The 16,965-nt window shown below is 44.6% G+C and carries 14 protein-coding genes, 1 tRNA gene and 1 CRISPR repeat array; of the genes, 11 read left to right on the top strand and 4 right to left on the bottom strand.

Annotation, left to right across the window (positions count from 1 at the left end; genetic code table 11):
* The coding region (locus QUA54_RS13790; RefSeq protein WP_333415078.1) for a hypothetical protein at positions 1 to 197 on the top strand (197 nt) is incomplete at its 5' end.
* Positions 198 to 202: 5 nt separating this feature from the next.
* Here the strand turns inward: QUA54_RS13790 and QUA54_RS13785 are convergent.
* On the bottom strand, positions 203 to 1,129 hold the full coding sequence (locus tag QUA54_RS13785; protein ID WP_333415077.1) for a M28 family peptidase: 927 nt from the start codon (positions 1,127 to 1,129) through the stop codon (positions 203 to 205).
* A gap of 47 nt (positions 1,130 to 1,176) precedes the next feature.
* On the opposite strand from QUA54_RS13785, the gene QUA54_RS13780 reads away from it, so the two are divergent.
* The 4 genes from QUA54_RS13780 to QUA54_RS13765 are packed head-to-tail and all read left to right on the top strand — an operon-like array spanning position 1,177 to position 3,855.
* Positions 1,177 to 2,412 (top strand): AAA family ATPase, encoded by a 1,236-nt coding sequence (locus tag QUA54_RS13780; protein WP_333415076.1) that lies wholly within the window; start codon positions 1,177 to 1,179, stop codon positions 2,410 to 2,412.
* Between the two features lies 1 nt (position 2,413).
* Complete coding sequence (locus QUA54_RS13775; RefSeq protein WP_333415075.1) at positions 2,414 to 3,088, top strand: phage tail protein; 675 nt, start codon at positions 2,414 to 2,416, stop codon at positions 3,086 to 3,088.
* Between the two features lie 51 nt (positions 3,089 to 3,139).
* Positions 3,140 to 3,439: a hypothetical protein gene (locus QUA54_RS13770; protein ID WP_333415074.1), complete on the top strand. Its 300-nt coding sequence runs from the start codon at positions 3,140 to 3,142 to the stop codon at positions 3,437 to 3,439.
* The gene (locus QUA54_RS13765; RefSeq protein WP_333415073.1) at positions 3,436 to 3,855 is read left to right on the top strand and encodes a PIN domain-containing protein; all 420 of its coding nucleotides are present in this window, start codon (positions 3,436 to 3,438) and stop codon (positions 3,853 to 3,855) included. Before QUA54_RS13770 ends, QUA54_RS13765 begins: the two co-directional genes overlap by 4 nt.
* A 13-nt stretch (positions 3,856 to 3,868) precedes the next feature.
* Here QUA54_RS13765 and QUA54_RS13760 read toward each other — a convergent pair whose 3' ends face one another.
* Both QUA54_RS13760 and QUA54_RS13755 read right to left on the bottom strand, forming a co-directional pair.
* Positions 3,869 to 4,942 (bottom strand): DMT family transporter, encoded by a 1,074-nt coding sequence (locus tag QUA54_RS13760; RefSeq protein WP_333415072.1) that lies wholly within the window; start codon positions 4,940 to 4,942, stop codon positions 3,869 to 3,871.
* Positions 4,943 to 5,033: 91 nt separating this feature from the next.
* Entirely contained in the window at positions 5,034 to 5,225 is a 192-nt protein-coding gene (locus tag QUA54_RS13755) for a hypothetical protein (RefSeq protein ID WP_333415071.1), read from the bottom strand.
* Between the two features lie 47 nt (positions 5,226 to 5,272).
* Between QUA54_RS13755 and sppA the strand changes: the two genes are divergently transcribed.
* From sppA to QUA54_RS13740, 3 genes are all read left to right on the top strand, one after another.
* Positions 5,273 to 6,091 (top strand): signal peptide peptidase SppA, encoded by an 819-nt coding sequence (gene sppA / locus QUA54_RS13750; protein WP_172186044.1) that lies wholly within the window; start codon positions 5,273 to 5,275, stop codon positions 6,089 to 6,091.
* Between the two features lie 124 nt (positions 6,092 to 6,215).
* Positions 6,216 to 6,623: a chorismate mutase gene (aroH, locus tag QUA54_RS13745; protein ID WP_333415070.1), complete on the top strand. Its 408-nt coding sequence runs from the start codon at positions 6,216 to 6,218 to the stop codon at positions 6,621 to 6,623.
* Between the two features lie 325 nt (positions 6,624 to 6,948).
* The gene (locus QUA54_RS13740) at positions 6,949 to 7,152 is read left to right on the top strand and encodes a hypothetical protein (RefSeq protein ID WP_333415069.1); all 204 of its coding nucleotides are present in this window, start codon (positions 6,949 to 6,951) and stop codon (positions 7,150 to 7,152) included.
* 126 nt (positions 7,153 to 7,278) lie between these two features.
* Positions 7,279 to 10,449: direct repeats of the CRISPR family, unit length 36 nt; unit sequence GTCTCCTTTACAACTTCCCCGAGAGGGGATTGAAAC.
* A 320-nt stretch (positions 10,450 to 10,769) separates the two neighbouring features.
* On the opposite strand, the gene crtR is transcribed toward QUA54_RS13740, so the two are convergent.
* Entirely contained in the window at positions 10,770 to 11,660 is an 891-nt protein-coding gene (gene crtR, locus QUA54_RS13735; RefSeq protein ID WP_333415068.1) for a beta-carotene hydroxylase, read from the bottom strand.
* Between the two features lie 430 nt (positions 11,661 to 12,090).
* Between crtR and pyk the strand changes: the two genes are divergently transcribed.
* The 3 genes from pyk (at position 12,091) to QUA54_RS13720 (ending at position 16,964) form a co-directional block, all read left to right on the top strand.
* Positions 12,091 to 13,878, top strand: coding sequence for a pyruvate kinase (pyk, locus tag QUA54_RS13730; protein ID WP_333415067.1), 1,788 nt, complete (start codon positions 12,091 to 12,093; stop codon positions 13,876 to 13,878).
* Between the two features lie 94 nt (positions 13,879 to 13,972).
* Positions 13,973 to 14,044, top strand: a tRNA-Thr gene (locus QUA54_RS13725).
* A 529-nt stretch (positions 14,045 to 14,573) separates the two neighbouring features.
* On the top strand, positions 14,574 to 16,964 hold the full coding sequence (locus QUA54_RS13720; protein ID WP_333415066.1) for a protein kinase domain-containing protein: 2,391 nt from the start codon (positions 14,574 to 14,576) through the stop codon (positions 16,962 to 16,964).
* The last annotated feature ends 1 nt before the right edge of the window (position 16,965 follow it).

Raw genomic sequence — 16,965 nt, 5'->3', positions numbered from 1 at the left:
TTTTATGGGCGGGCAGGATGCCCACCCCACAATACAATTTATCTCTTGTGGAACAGGCATCTTGCCTGTTCTCGATCATAAATGTTAATCAGCCTTTTATGGGCGGGCAGGATGCCCACCCCACAATACAATTTATCTCTTGTGGAACAGGCATCTTGCCTGTTCTCGATCGAGGTACAAAATGTCAGTTAAAATAAAATTCCTATAAATATCGAATAGCCTCAAGCAATCCCTGACAAACACCAGCCAGAAAATCCAAATCCAAAGTTTCAATCTTATCGCTTTCTCGATGATAATGCGGATTTCGCATATTAGCAGTATCAGTCACCATGATAGCCGGATAACCGTTATCCCAAAAAGGAACATGATCGCTGCGGCGAGTATCCGGCACAATTAAACCTCGATTCGGCACCGGCAGCCACTCGCAGGGCTGACCAGATTTGCGAATTTTGCCACTCAAATTAATCAAATCGGGAACCGTCGGGAAAGTGCCAATTAAAGCAATAAAATTGCCACTATTAGGATAAAAATCTTTCAAGCCAGCGGGATAGCTTTGAGAATTAGGATTATGGTTGCAATAACCCAACATTTCCAAAGAAATCATTAACCGGATTGACTTTTGCTGTTGCTTGTATTTAGCTGCATGATGACTGCTTCCCAAACAACCGTATTCTTCCATATCGAAGGCGACTAATTGCACTGGATATTTGAGCGGCCCAGATGCGATATCCCTTGCGAGTTCCAGCAATACAGCAACCCCCGTAGCATTATCATCGGCCCCAGGTGTTCCGGGTACAGTATCGTAATGAGCACCAATTACGATCGGCGGCAACCGCTTCTTAATCTGCTTTTCAAGACCCAGATTGTCTGGCTTCCCCCCCTTAGCCAGGGGTGATTCTTCTTGCTTCCCCCCCTTAGCAAGGGGGGGACTGAGGGGGGGTAAATCCAAAATCAAATTGTGATGAATTCGGCCGCGAACCAAAAAATCGTCAATTTCTACAGTTCCCCACTGTGCCAACTGTTCGCGGATGTATTGCTGAGCATAAAAATGCCCTTCGGATGCGAGGTATGGGTTGCGATCGCGTACAATTTGAATCAGATGGCTGTGCAAGCGTTCTTTGAGATTCATGCGATCGGAGATACAATGAGTACACTAAGATTATATGGGATTGAATTATGATTGGAGAAGTCAGAATCGAAAATTATAAGTCCATTCAAAAGCTGAAGCTAGAATTAGGACGAGTAACTGTATTGATCGGTGAAAATGGCTGTGGCAAGAGCAATATCCTAGAGGCGATCGCCCTTGCTTCTGCTGCGGCAGATGACAAGCTGGATAACGAGTTTTTAGGTTCTCGGGGCATCCGAGTTACAGAACCTCAATTTATGCGATCGGCTTTTGAAAGGGAAAATTTGGTTGGAAATATCAAAATTGATATCAAAGAAAATGATGGAAAAAGCTTTAATTGTATTTTAGATAATGATAACTCTCCCTATTCTCAATGGGTTAATAAAAACTTCGTGAATTCTCCTGAAAATCCTTTAGAAAATGTTGTTCCCAACTCAACTAAAGCAGAAGGTGTTATCTTAATAGAAGATTCACAAGAGCTTTCTGAAAAATTAAAAAAAGAAACCTTAAAAGACAGACTCAAATTTGTTTTACCATTAATTATTAATCCAGAAGGATATCTAAAAGATCATTTTACATTTTTAGCCTTACAATTATATAACAAATTGTTTTATAATTCTAAATTAATTAAATTCACAATTTACTCTCCTGAAAACCAAGCCTTACGAACTTTTGAAAAAGAAGGACAAATTCAACCATTAGGCATTAATGGTGAAGGCTTGTTTAAACTTATAAAGGTTTTAAATTCAGAGCCAAATCAAGAGAAAATCAATCAAATCAAAGAAAAGCTGCAATTAATAGATTGGTTTAAAGATTTTGAAGTTCCTGAAAATTTATCACAAAGTCAAATTTCTCTCCAAATACAAGATAAATATTTAGAGGGAGATTTAACTTACTTCGACCAAAAAAGCTCTAATGAAGGCTTTTTATTTTTGCTTTTTTACTTGGCTTTATTTATTAGCGATCTCACGCCTAAATTTTTTGCAATAGATAACATTGATGCTTCTCTCAACCCCAGATTGTGTCGCAGATTAATGCAAGAATTAGTCGAATTAGCAAAAAAACACGACAAACAAGTTATATTCACAACCCACAACCCGGCAGTTTTGGACGGTTTAGATTTAGGTGATGATGAACAGCGGCTGTTTGTGATCTACCGCAACCAATTAGGGCATACTAAAGCTAGACGCATTCTCAAACCTGAACCTCTCGAAGGACAAGAACCTGTAAAATTATCAGAGGCGTTTTTGAGGGGCTATATCGGCGGACTTCCTAAAAATTTTTAATATGATTAGTTTTGGATTAGTTACAGAGGGACTTACTGACCAGATTGTTATTGAGAATATTTTAGCTGGATATTTCAATAGTCCAGATTTAGATATCAGGCAACTTCAACCAGAAAGAGATAAAGACAATGAGAATAAATCCACATACGGCGGCTGGACTCTAGTTTTTAATTATTGTAAGTCAAGAGATTTTCAAGAAGCATTGCAATTTATTGACTATATCATTATCCAAATAGATACGGATGTTTCAGAACTTTATAATATCCCCAAGCAAGATGAAAACGGTGAATTTACTCCTCAGCATTTAATTGAAAAAGTAATTGGAAAGTTTAGGGTGGCAAGCGGCGATGATTTTTACAGCAAATATCAACAAAAAATTATATTTGCAATCTCCGTACATTCGATTGAGTGTTGGTTGCTTCCACTGTATTATACCGACAATAAAAAATATAAAGTTAAGAACTGTCTCGATACTTTAAATCGGGAAGTTCAGAAAAAACACAATTTTACGATCGACGCTAATGCTAAAAATCCTGAATATTATCGAGTAATTTCAGCACAATATCGCAAGCAGAAAGTTTTGATGAAGCATTACGCAGAAAATCCCAGTTTCAAAAATTTTATAGAAAAGATTCAAAGCAGAGACATTAAGATTGGTGGTGAAGAGGATTGGTAATGAAGCAAGTTATTATGTCATATAATAGAAACATAGTTATCGGAGATTACCATGCAAGCATACAAACTTAGAGGTAAAATCGATGCAACTGGCAACTTGGTAGTTGTGGAACCCGTGAATATGCCACCGGGAGATGTAGAAATCATCGTCTTGCAGCTACCTGATACGGTTAAACAAGCCAGCGCGTCAGAAAATGCGATCGTACCTGAAGCACTTCAAAAAAAGTTTAAAACTAACGTTAAGGCATTTCAAGGTTTATTCGATCGAGATGCTGTACCGGAACCGCTGGATTTTGACGATCCCGACAAACAAGCAAAATGGGAATATTTAAAGGATAAACATAACTTGTGAAACTCCTGATTGACACCAATATAATAGTAGATGTTGCGCTCTATCGAGAACCTTTCTTTGCTGAGAGCGATCGCATTTTAACTTTTGTTGAAGAAGCACAAATTCAAGGCTATATTTCAGCCTCAACTTTTAGCGACCTTTACTATATTATCCGCAGAGACAGAGGCCGCGATTGGACGCTGGATTTTTTGCGACAGCTAGCCACATTTTGTCAAGTAGCAACAGTAGATAACTCTGTTATTTCAATGGCATTAACTCGCAACTTCAAGGATTTTGAAGATGCGATTCAGTACAGCACTGCTGTAATCAATCGAATTAATGCCATTGTCACCCGCAACCCGCGAGATTTTCCGGTTACTACTCCTAGGATTGTAACTCCAAATCAGTTAATTCTTGAACTAACCAATTCTCCCTAAATTTGTCAAAGCGCTAAACTTCTGATTCCAATTCGCTAACCCGCAACTGCACGGGTAATTCTACAGAATTCAACTCAGACGATTCTAACAATCCTGTTGCTTCAACTTCTGCACTCGCTTCGTCGCGCCGCACTTTTCGCAATTTCTCACCCAAAGAATCCCGCTGATTAATCAAATAAATACTCACCAAAGTCAGCCCAACTCCCATCGATTGCAGCGGATTGAGCACTTCGCCCAAAAACAAATTGCCGAATAGCAAAGCAAATACAGGCGTAAGAAAGGTAAGAGAACTTAAACTTGTTAAACTGCCACTCGAAGCAAAATAAAAGAATAAACCGTAGGCGATCGCACTTCCGAACACAGTAGAATAACCTAACGCCATCCAGCCGGAAAAATCGATATTCACAAACTGCTCAGACTCAGTTGCAGCCGACATTGCCAACAGCGGCAAACCGCCCAAAATCATGTGCCAACCAGTCGCCACCACCGGGTCAACATAACGGCAAACCCAGCGCACCAAAACCGTACCCACAGCCATCGACAAAGCAGCCAACAGCATCAACCATTCTCCACCCTGAAACAACTGTTCGATACCCGCAGAAACCTGCCCGTTTTCAGGATGAAAAAGCCCCAAAATCCAGCCATCGGGCAACCCGATCAAACTGATGCCCGCAACGCCAATAACTAATCCCAACCAGCCCCAAAAACCAATTTTTTCTTGAAACAGCCACAAACACAAAATCGCCACAGCTAGCGGTTGAGAATCAATCATCACCGAACCCAAACCCGCACCGGTTCGGGTCAAACCTTCAGCTAAAAAGCCTTGAAACAAAGTAGCGTCAACCAAAGCAAACAGGGAAATCCACAGCCAAGTTTTCCAACCCTGCGGCTGCGGTTTTCCCATCAGTGCCGCCGCCAGCAGCACCAACACGCCCGCAGGTACTAAACGCACGAATGCCACAAACAGCGGCGTTGTGTGCGGCATCACCCCTTTCATCGCTACCATCGCGGTTCCCCACAGGAAAAACGGCGCAATGAGCAACAGCGGGGCAAAAGGCAGTTTAGAATCGGTAAGTTTTAGCTGCATGGTGGAGACTCCAAATAATTGATGAGAGTGGCTCTCACGAGAATGATGTAGATTTGTTAAGCAATTTTTACAATTATATATCGAACGTGGGTTAAGTGCGATCGTACCAACCTCCATCGGCCATTACGAACAGGCCCAAGAGCCTGTTGCTGACACAAGCACGTTCCACAATCAAGAAAATTCTTGTGGAACAGGCCGAAAAGCCTGTTGCGAACAATACTTCTTCCCTCTTCCTTCTTCCTTCTTCCTTCTTCCTTCTTCCTTCTTCCTTCGGATAAGGCACACTAGAAGTTAGCTACAAAAATCCGTAACATTGCCTGTACACTGCCCATGATTTGGCCATTCAAGCCCCGCTACCGCAAACAAATCGCCCGTATCGAAATCACCGGAGCCATTGCCGGAGAAACCCGCAAACGAGTCCTAGAAGCTCTCAAAACCGTTGAAGAACGCAAATTTCCCGCCTTGCTGCTGCGGATAGACAGCCCCGGCGGCACAGTCGGCGATTCCCAGGAAATTTACAGCGCGCTGAAGCGTTTGCGCGAAAAAGTCAAAATTGTTGCCAGTTTCGGCAATATTTCAGCTTCTGGCGGAGTTTACATCGGCATGGGAGCCGAGCATATCGTTGCTAATCCCGGCACAATTACCGGCAGCATTGGCGTGATTATCCGGGGCAACAATCTAGAACGGCTGTTAGAAAAAGTAGGCGTTTCTTTTCAGGTGATTAAATCGGGGCCGTATAAAGATATCTTGGCATTCGATCGAGAATTGACCGATCCTGAACAGCAAATTCTGCAAGACTTGATCGACACCAGCTACCAGCAATTCGTGGAAACCGTTGCTGAAGCCCGGAAATTGGCAGTTGAAAACGTGAAAACTTTTGCCGACGGCCGCGTTTTTACCGGCCAGCAAGCCTTAGAATTGGGTTTGGTCGATCGACTCGGAACAGAAGAGGACGCTCGCCGCCTTGCCGCCGAACTAGCAGGCCTCGACCCGGAAAAAACCGAGTGCTGCACGCTAGAAAAACAAAAACCTTTCCTAAATCGCGTCTTGGGGAGTAGTCTGGATATATCCGGGCTTTCAGCTTACAATAATGTGCTGGAATTCGAGCTTTCTACTAGCGGTTTGCCGCTGTGGATGTATCGCCCGTGATTAAATAGTCAGTTGGCAGTTGGCAGTAGTCTGTTGGCAGTGGTAATTGGTAATTAGTAATTGGTAATTGCAACTAGCAACTGACAACTAGCAACTGACAACTGACAACTGACAACTGACTAAAATGGAGGAAATTTGCGTGGAGTGGCAAGTGCGGGCGATTCGCGGGGCAACAACTGCCAGCGAGAATTCGGTGGCAGCAATTCGAGAAGCGGTGAGAGAATTGTTAGATGAATTAGAAGCAAAAAATGATATAAATCCAGAATTAATTATTAGTGCTACGTTTTCTGCTACTCGCGATTTAGATGCTGTGTTTCCGGCCGCGATCGCCCGCGAACGTCCTCACTGGTGTAATGTTCCTTTGTTGGACGTACAGCAAATGCACGTTGAGGGTGCTTTGGAACGCTGCATCCGCTTTTTGATTCACATCAATTGGCCCGCACATACTGAAATTTATCATCCTTATTTGCGGGGAGCTCAAAATTTGCGCCCCGATAGGAATTTAGCGGTGGCGGTGGCTGGGGAAAATTAGACTTGGCCATTGTGAAAGTCGATCGCCCCGACAACTCAAAAAGTCAAACACTCCTAGACTCACGGGCCCTGAGAAACCGGGTTTTTTCCTCAGAAGACGCCATGCAGCCAACGAAAACCGCAAAAACCCGGTTTCTGGGATTTTGTCGATCGCCCCGACAACTCAAAAAGGGATCTCGTCGGATTTGACCGAAAGCCTCCAGGATACAAGCCCCCGGATTCATCCGTCCACAAATAAAAAACCTGTATCCGATAAAGGAACCCCCAAATTTATCCGTCCGGTCAATGCTTCAATCTAAAATCTAAAATCTAAAATCTAAAATCGATTGACTCTCATTTTTGTTGACAAGTTGCAGGTTAACGTGTATGGTGAGTTTGCGAGTTGCAAAGCTCGATCGCTCCAGAACGTTGAAAATTGCATAGTTTTTTTGGATCTGCGGCTAGTTTCAGTGTCGCAGATGGGCAATCGACGCACCTCGGGCGATCGGCAAAACCCTGATTTTCTCGTTGGGGTGCGTCGATTACTCTGATACTAAGGGTTACGGCTTGCAAGCAACTGAGCTTATTGCAGGTTTTACTGTCTTATTGACAGGTAAAAAATGGTGCGTCGATTTGAGGCTTGAAACCCTTTCTGGGTAAGGCTTCCTGGCCGAAGAGTCTCCTTTACAACTTCCCCGAGAGGGGATTGAAACCTGTCCAAAAATCTGGCTCAGTACCGGTTTTGTCTCCTTTACAACTTCCCCGAGAGGGGATTGAAACCCATTTTGCCTGGTAGCATGGCTGCACCCGCTCCATGTCTCCTTTACAACTTCCCCGAGAGGGGATTGAAACGTTCGGAGCACCTGGATCCGCTTCCAACAAGGTCTCCTTTACAACTTCCCCGAGAGGGGATTGAAACGATTTGTTACAACCCGAACAAAAGTAAGATTTCGTCTCCTTTACAACTTCCCCGAGAGGGGATTGAAACCAAAACTCATGATCGCCATACTCGGCGATAACTTTGTTCCATGTTGAAGGGTCTCCTTTACAACTTCCCCGAGAGGGGATTGAAACATCTTTGAAGATGGCAGCAGGGTATAATTTGGCTTTTAGTCTCCTTTACAACTTCCCCGAGAGGGGATTGAAACAACTCTTCCTTGTCTTCGTTCCATGCTGCAATGACACAGTCTCCTTTACAACTTCCCCGAGAGGGGATTGAAACAAAAAGGGAAAAGTTCATCTCCTACTTTTACCTTGGTCTCCTTTACAACTTCCCCGAGAGGGGATTGAAACTTTTCTGTGCATCTACAGACATATCTCTGATAGAAGTCTCCTTTACAACTTCCCCGAGAGGGGATTGAAACTCTTTGTGGAAAGACGAAAATCTTCAACAATGTCTCCTTTACAACTTCCCCGAGAGGGGATTGAAACAACATGTCCTTTTCCGCTGAAACTGCAAGTGCATTCACTTGCGATGCAGGCAGAGTCTCCTTTACAACTTCCCCGAGAGGGGATTGAAACGCGAATTGTGCACCGCATTGAATTATCCTCAGATGTCTTGTCTCCTTTACAACTTCCCCGAGAGGGGATTGAAACACAAGCCAACGATTAGGGTAGTCAAGCTTTTTTAAGTCTCCTTTACAACTTCCCCGAGAGGGGATTGAAACGAATCTCCATCCCAGTACCCAGATTGTTCGAGATTTTGTCTCCTTTACAACTTCCCCGAGAGGGGATTGAAACTGGCTAAAAACTAGCCTACAGCTAGGCCAAGGCATGTCTCCTTTACAACTTCCCCGAGAGGGGATTGAAACTCTTCTGAAATAAGAGGGAGTATTTTAGATGAAATCGTCTCCTTTACAACTTCCCCGAGAGGGGATTGAAACTCTAGAGTGCAGCCATGAGAATTGATATTTTCCAGTCTCCTTTACAACTTCCCCGAGAGGGGATTGAAACCGTCGTCGTCTTCTGAACCAACTTCATCTTGGTAATGTCTCCTTTACAACTTCCCCGAGAGGGGATTGAAACTCTCGCCTCTTGCTGGGAATAACGTAAAGTCCAGTCTCCTTTACAACTTCCCCGAGAGGGGATTGAAACGCATGGATTTGTCCTCGCTAATTTACTCTAAAACTGTCTCCTTTACAACTTCCCCGAGAGGGGATTGAAACAAACCTTCCCCCATTACAGGTTCCCAACTGTGATCAGTCTCCTTTACAACTTCCCCGAGAGGGGATTGAAACCTGAATGTACACAAACCTTTGTGGGATGGATAAAAGTCTCCTTTACAACTTCCCCGAGAGGGGATTGAAACGTTCCCACTGTTGCATGACTACAACTCCATTTTCCGTCTCCTTTACAACTTCCCCGAGAGGGGATTGAAACTTGACATTACACTTTCATCCTGAAAATATAGTTTTCTGTCTCCTTTACAACTTCCCCGAGAGGGGATTGAAACAAATATTATTAGAAACGAAGAAAATATTTTGTTGTTCCAGTCTCCTTTACAACTTCCCCGAGAGGGGATTGAAACTTTTCCCAACCTTCCTCTAAAAGGACGTGATATTGAAGTCTCCTTTACAACTTCCCCGAGAGGGGATTGAAACTGTGAATTTTCTCTTTCTCCAATTCACTAAGTTGGTCTCCTTTACAACTTCCCCGAGAGGGGATTGAAACATTTATCATCTCCCACCTGGGAGACATCAACCTGGATTACAGTCTCCTTTACAACTTCCCCGAGAGGGGATTGAAACCTTTTTCAAAAAGTAGGTCTCATCTAAATCCAATAAAGTCTCCTTTACAACTTCCCCGAGAGGGGATTGAAACTCTGTACCTTCTGGCTCAACATACAACTTATCTGTTAGTCTCCTTTACAACTTCCCCGAGAGGGGATTGAAACTTTAAGATTTTCCTCGCGATTTTAAAAATGCAAAGGAGTCTCCTTTACAACTTCCCCGAGAGGGGATTGAAACCCAAAAGTGACGGCACAGGAACGCGCTAAAAAATGTCTCCTTTACAACTTCCCCGAGAGGGGATTGAAACTTGCATAGCTTTTGCTTTCTCTGCTTCCATAGCTGCTTTGTCTCCTTTACAACTTCCCCGAGAGGGGATTGAAACAGTCCTAAATAACTTGCTGTATTTTGAACCTTTTTATAGAAGTCTCCTTTACAACTTCCCCGAGAGGGGATTGAAACTGTAGTAGGAGCCATTCCTCCAGTCCATGCCGGAGGAGTCAGTCTCCTTTACAACTTCCCCGAGAGGGGATTGAAACTCTCTGCGGCTAAAATTTGTGGTGAGTTGCCAGCAGAGTCTCCTTTACAACTTCCCCGAGAGGGGATTGAAACAGGAACTAGAGAAGGCAAGGAAAGGAGGGTAAAAACGTCTCCTTTACAACTTCCCCGAGAGGGGATTGAAACACTTAAGCTTGGTCATTTATCTCTATTCTACGGGATTTTTTTGTCTCCTTTACAACTTCCCCGAGAGGGGATTGAAACTTTCCTTGTCTTTTCGCCTATGATGAAGTGTATGTCTCCTTTACAACTTCCCCGAGAGGGGATTGAAACTTGACGAGATCCTATTTCCATACTGCCGGACATATCGTCTCCTTTACAACTTCCCCGAGAGGGGATTGAAACAGGAGTAGTACCGCCAGTCCATGCCGGAGGGGTCATTGTGTCTCCTTTACCACTTCCCCGAGAGGGGATTGAAACAATTTGGGTTTCGCTGTTATAAACTCAGACTGTATCAGTCTCCTTTACCACTTCCCCGAGAGGGGATTAAAACGCTTTATTAGGATTTTTATAAATCAATAATAAATAGTCTCCTTTACCACTTCCCCGAGAGGGGATTAATATCAAATTCGGTGGTATGGGAATTAATCTTACCCACAGTCAGGAGACGACGCGGTGCCGTTTCCCGAAAATTAATCGGGCGATGGTTACATCTGTCGCCCATGAAGATTGATTATTTTATGCTAGGGAAACGGCATTGCCGTGTCCAGAGTGGGCGTGTTGTCAATGGTTAGATCAAATTCGGTGGCATGGCAATTAATCTTACTCACAGTCAGGAGACTGCAGCGCCGTTTCCCTACTCAAACCATTACCCGGAATTGCATTTGCCTTCTTCCTTCTGCCATACAAAAAAACCCGGTTTCTCGAAGAAACCGGGTTTTTTGTCAATCAGACGCTTTCTTGTGATGCAACCTAATCCCTAAAAAGATGTCATATATAAAACTCCAAAAGTCCTTTTTACCTTCCAATATTCCCAAAGTTTGAGGAGAACCCTTTTCATCTAACAGCGGCTTCACAGCTTCGTAAGCAGGCTTGTAATTATACCAAGGAATTGAAGGCCACAAATGATGGATCAGGTGATAGTTCTGTCCCAAAATTAAGATATTCAGAATTGGACTCGGATATACTCTGGCATTTTTCCAGCGATCGCGATCGTGAAACGGACGGTGCGGCAAATAATCAAAAAATAACCCCAAGGCTAATCCCACCACCATAGCAGGACAAAACCAAAAATTCAGCACGTAACCTAAATGGTCGTACTGAATGGCGATATAAACCACCCCGATCACAAACAAACGGCTAAAAAACCATTCCAATAATTCGTATTTCCGCCACAGCTTGCGCTTAAAAAAGAAAATCTCGTGGTAAAAAAACCTCGCAGCAATCAACCACAAAGGCCCGCCGGTAGAAACATAATGGTCTGGATCGTTATCTGGGTCATTAACGTGGGCGTGATGCTGCATATGTACCCGCGTAAACACCGGAAATGCAAAACCCAACATCAGCGCGCTGCCGTGTCCCAAAATAGCGTTAATTGTGCGATCGCGATGGGCTGCATTGTGAGACGCATCGTGAATCACAGTTCCGGCCATGTGCAAAGCCAACACGTTCAGCGAAAAACAGCACCACTGCGGCCATTCCCAACACCAGAAACCCAAGTTAGAAATCACGATAATCGCTACTGCACTCAAAAACAGCAGCAGTGTCGGATTGAAGTCACCGGGAGGACTCAGAAACTCTTTCGGCACTGTCAGCGGCCGTCCTGCCTCCGACATCTTTGTTAAGACTCCTTAATATTTCACACTTGCGTAGTATAAGATACAAGCCGGACAATAGTAAAGTTTTATGAAAGAACTGAGTTCGATCGCCAGAAACTAGCGTCTGCACAAACAGGAAAGTATTGCTGTTGTGCAAGGATACCAGTGCTAGATTAGCCAAAAGGGCTGAGCATACCAAATAAAATATGGGTATGTCTGTATTTATGTCAAGCCTGAGAGCGGAAAAATTTACCCAAAAGAGCGCTCCCCAAGAAAAGATTACCGATGGGTAAAAAGTCAGATATTCTATATATTGTTCAATACCTGCTTTTTTGACGACTATCAAAATTTTTAAGACTTAAGACTAGCGTCATTGCTTGTAGTGCAAAGATGAAACGTTAGCCGAAATTTAAACAAGAAATCCACCTGCCTCCCCAGAACACCGCTGATGCAATTGCCAAAAGCCCTACGCCGGACTAAAATCGTCGCCACCATTGGCCCAGCAACTTCGGATCCACAAGTGCTGCGCCAGCTCATAGAAGCCGGTGCCACAACTTTGCGACTCAACTTTTCTCACGGAACAGAAGAAGACCACCAACGCAGCATTCGGTTAATCCGGCAAACATCCTTTGAACTCAACCAGCCGGTGGCTATCCTCCAAGACCTCCAAGGCCCGAAAATTCGTTTGGGCCGCTTTGAAACAGGGTCTATTGTTGTCAAAAATGGCGACCCTTTCATTCTCACCAGCCGCCCGGTTCCCGGCACCGAACTCATTTCTTCCGTCACCTACGACCCCCTAGCAGACGAAGTTCCAGAGGGAGCAGTGATTCTGCTCGACGACGGGAAAGTGGAAATGCGCGTGGAAAAAGTAAACCGCACTTCGCGGGAATTGTACTGCCGCGTCGTAGTCGGCGGGCCGCTTTCTAACAACAAAGGCGTGAATTTTCCCGGAGTTTACCTGTCGATTAAGGCGCTGACTGATAAAGACCGCAAAGATTTAATGTTCGGCCTCGACCAAGGTGTCGATTGGGTCGCCCTGAGCTTTGTGCGGAATCCCCAGGATATGCTCGAAATTAAAGAGCTGATTGCCAGTGCGGGCAAGCAAGTACCGGTGATTGCCAAGATCGAAAAGCACGAGGCGATCGAACAAATGGAAGCAATCCTGGCCCTGTGCAACGGCGTGATGGTCGCCCGCGGCGATTTGGGAGTGGAACTGCCCGCCGAAGATGTGCCGATTTTGCAAAAGCGGTTGATTGCTACTTCCAACCGCATGGGGATTCCGGTAATTACCGCTACCCAGATGCTCGACAGCATGGTAGGTAATCCCCGTCCCACCCGCGCCGAAATTTCCGACGTGGCGAACGCGATTCTCGACGGAACTGATGCGGTGATGCTCTCGAATGAAACGGCTGTCGGCAAGTTCCCTGTCGAAGCGGTAGCGACGATGGCGAGAATTGCGGTGCGGATGGAGAGGGAAGGAATTAGCGGCAATATTAGGAATGTAGAAGATATTGGTCGATCGATCCCCAACGGCATCAGTCAAGCAGTCAGCCAAATCTCCGAACAGTTGAACGCGGCCGCCATCATGACGCTGACCAAAACCGGCGCTACAGCCCGAAATGTCTCGAAATTCCGACCGAAAACTCCGATTTTGGCAGTTACTCCTCACGTAGACGTAGCCAGACAACTGCAATTAGTATGGGGAGTCAAACCCTTGCTCGTGCTGGATTTGCCCTCCACCGGCCAGACATTTCAATCTGCGATGACTGTCGCCCAGGAAAAAGAGTTAGTGTGCGACGGAGATTTAGTGGTGATGACCGCCGGTACTCTGCAAGGGGTTGCCGGATCGACGGATTTGATTAAAGTTGAGGTAGTGACAGCGGTTTTAGGCAAAGGCACCGGTGTCGGTTTGGGTTCGGTGAGCGGCATGGCAAGGGTTGCTCGCACTGCTGCGGATGTAGGCAATTTCCACGCTGGAGAAATTTTGGTAGTAGAGCACACCAGCGTCGCTTTTGTGGACATGATTCGGAAAGCCGCAGGTGTGGTGACAGAGGAGGATAGTTTGACTTCTCACGCCGCGATTATCGGTTTGCGGTTGGGCGTGCCGGTGATGGTGGGCGTGCAGAATGCCACGCGGGTAATTCGGGACGGAACTATGCTGACTCTGGATATGCAGCGGGGTTTAGTTTATTCCGGGGCCAGAGGCGGCTCAACCGACGGGGAACTGGCCGTTTAACAAGTTCTGAGTTAGGAGTTGTGGAGTTTTGAATTAAATTCTACAACTCGTTGCTTTTTTCCCTTAGGTTGTGCTAAAATTCAAAATTGTCTGTGCCGATGTAGCTCAGGGGTAGAGTATTCGATTCGTAATCGAACGGTCGTGGGTTCAAATCCCACCATCGGCTTGCAATAAAACACATATTTTCAATGGTTCTACAGTTTATGAATGCTGTAGAACCTTTGTTTTTTCCATGACTTGTCTATGGTTTGTCTATTTTAGTTAGGAATGCAAGTCCTCAGATTTTAATGCGGACTGAAGTCCTCACTACGAACCTGTTTTATCGCGGATTTTAAGGAGGACTGAAGTCTTCACTAAGAAGCTATTTGATTACCAATTTTTAGGGTTTTTAGTCAGGACTAAAGTCCTCGGATTTTAATAAGGACTGAAGTCCGATGCTGCAAACCTATGGCATTGCGGATTTTGTCTATCGGCAAAAATACTAGATTGGGGCTGGCTATTGCTTGTCAAATCCTTGCCAAACGTCAAGGCAAAATTAAGGTAAATTGCTCAAGAGGAAAGGTAACACAATTTGTAATTACTTTGCCGATCGCTAGTGTTTCTAAAACTTAACAAAAACTTAACCGAAATCGCTGTAATAATGCGGCACAATCAATTTTAACGATCGCAGCTAGTTAAAAAATAGCGAAAAATTTATGTACCTGCAATCAGGAGATATCCTGCACCAACGTTACCAAATTGTCAGTGAATTAGGTCGGGGAGGGTTTGGTAGGACATATACAGCTATGGATTTAGACATACCCGATAACCCCCTGCGCGTTGTTAAGGAAATTAGGCAGCCAAGCGATCCGCAACTCTTACCAGAAGCACAGCAGCGATTTGAAATAGAAGTTCGAGCTTTGCACCAATTGGGCGTACACCCGCAGATTCCACAGTTATTCGATAGCTTTCAAGAAAATGACAATTTTTATTTAATTCAAGAATACATTGAAGGACATCCGCTGAGCCAAGAATTCGCTCCAACTACTCAATGGACTCAAAAGCAAGTAATTAATTTTTTTCAGGATATCTTGCTAGTTATCGCTTTTGTTCACGAACACAATGTCATTCACCGCGATATCACTCCTTCTAACTTAATTCGGCGCGATTGCGATGGAAGAATAGTTTTGATTGATTTTGGTGCGGTCAAAGAAATCAGTTCCTTAGAACGAACTGGTTCGGGAGAGACTATCAGTCGAACTATTTATACGCGAGGATACGCACCTGCCGAGCAATTGGCTGGCAATCCTCAATTTTGTAGCGATATTTACTCTGTAGGTATTGTCGCTATTCAAGGCCTCACGGGCTTGTCTCCTGCTCAAGATTTCTTGACAGATTCCCATCAGGGCGATATCGTTTGGCGCTACTCGACTCCAGATCGATCTATGGTACAGATTAGCGCCGAAATGGAAAAGACTTTAAACAGAATGGTACGTTACAACTTCCCAGATCGCTACCAATCTGTTGCTGATGTTTTGCAGGATTTGATCGCCCCGCCACCACCGCCACCACCGCCGCCACCGCCGCCACCCAAGGGATTTTCTATATCGCACTTTCGCCGGCCGCTGTGGGGAATTGCCGGAATTATTGCCGGATGTGCGATCGCCCTTTTTCTCCACAACATTTTTACCCAAAAAACTTGTCTTTTAGTGCAAGGTGATGCTTTAAGCTGCGGCGAAGAATCTCTCCTAAAATCCTCGACTCCTCGATTAAAGCAAGACGGAGTTAATGAATTTGCAAAATCTAATTATCGGGAAGCATTTAATTACTTTAAAAGGTCGTGGCATGAAGAAGAACGCAAAGATCCAGAAACTTTAATTTACATGAATAATGCCTTATTAAAGGCTAAAAAAGCAGATTATTACACGATCGCCGTAATCGTTCCCGTTCGCACAAACGAACAAGGTAGAGCCGAACTCGACTTGCCTAAAGAAATCTTGCGGGGAGTTGCTCAAGCGCAAACGGAAGTTAATTTAAAATTATTCAATTCAGAGATAGATCGCAACCTAAACGGTTTAGACTTTCAAGAAAATCAAGCTATTAAAGGAAAAGGCTTACAAGTCATAATTGCTGACGATGCCAATCTAAAAGATGAGTCGATCGCCCGCGCTAATTCCCTAGTCAAACTGGGCGGTGTTTTGGGCGCGATCGGTCACTACACTAACGCAATGACAGCCCATACAGTCGATATTTACAACCAAAATCATTTAGTATTAATTTCCCCCGGCAGTACGACCGAAGCAGCCACAGAAAAACCCAGAAAATTTTTCTTTAGGACTGTGCCTCGGACTAAAGTTAGTGTTGAAGTATTCGTGAAATATCTGATTGAAAAAAAAGGTCAAACCACAGCAGCGGGTTTCTACAGCACCAGCAGCGAATCCACTTCCTCTTTTTGGGAAGAATTCAGAAAACAGTTTAGAGAACGGGGAGGAAATATTGCAAAAATCACCGAATTCGATCTGTCAAAAAGCGATTTTGATGTTAAAAAAGCCATACAAGAAGTCAGGCAAACAGAGAAAACAACGATCGTTTTAAGTCCGAGTCACGGCCCGATCGCCATCAAGAATGCGATGGCACTTTTCCAAGCCAATCTCGACCGCAATTGGGTAGTCGGAACCGGGGGAATATACAGTCAAAACACCTTAGAAGCTGCTGCTAAGTTACCGTCTTTTGAGAAAATGGCGGTCGCAGTTTCTTGGCATCATTTAAAATCTCCCGACCGCAAATTCCTTGAGGATACTCGCAAGCTTTGGGAAGGAAATGTCAGTCACCGAACTGCATTAACCTACGATGCGACTAAGACGCTGATTCAAGCCATAGAAGAGCAGCAGCAACCCAGCCGCGAAGGGATGCAAAAAACTATTGCCAATCCAGATTTTAGCGTCACCGGAGCCACCGGAACAATTCAGTTTGACAAAACGGGCTCGCGCAAAAATTTTAGTCCGATATTAGTGCATATTGTCAAGTGTTCTCAGGAGCAGTTTGGCGTTACTTTTGTGCCGATCGAATTTCCGACAGCAGCAGCGGCGGGTTTAAACTGCGATTGAT

This window comes from Microcoleus sp. MOSTC5 (assembly GCF_036701825.1).
In the GTDB taxonomy this organism is placed as follows: Bacteria; Cyanobacteriota; Cyanobacteriia; order Cyanobacteriales; family Microcoleaceae; genus Microcoleus; species Microcoleus asticus.
This window is presented reverse-complemented; position numbering and strand designations above follow the sequence as displayed.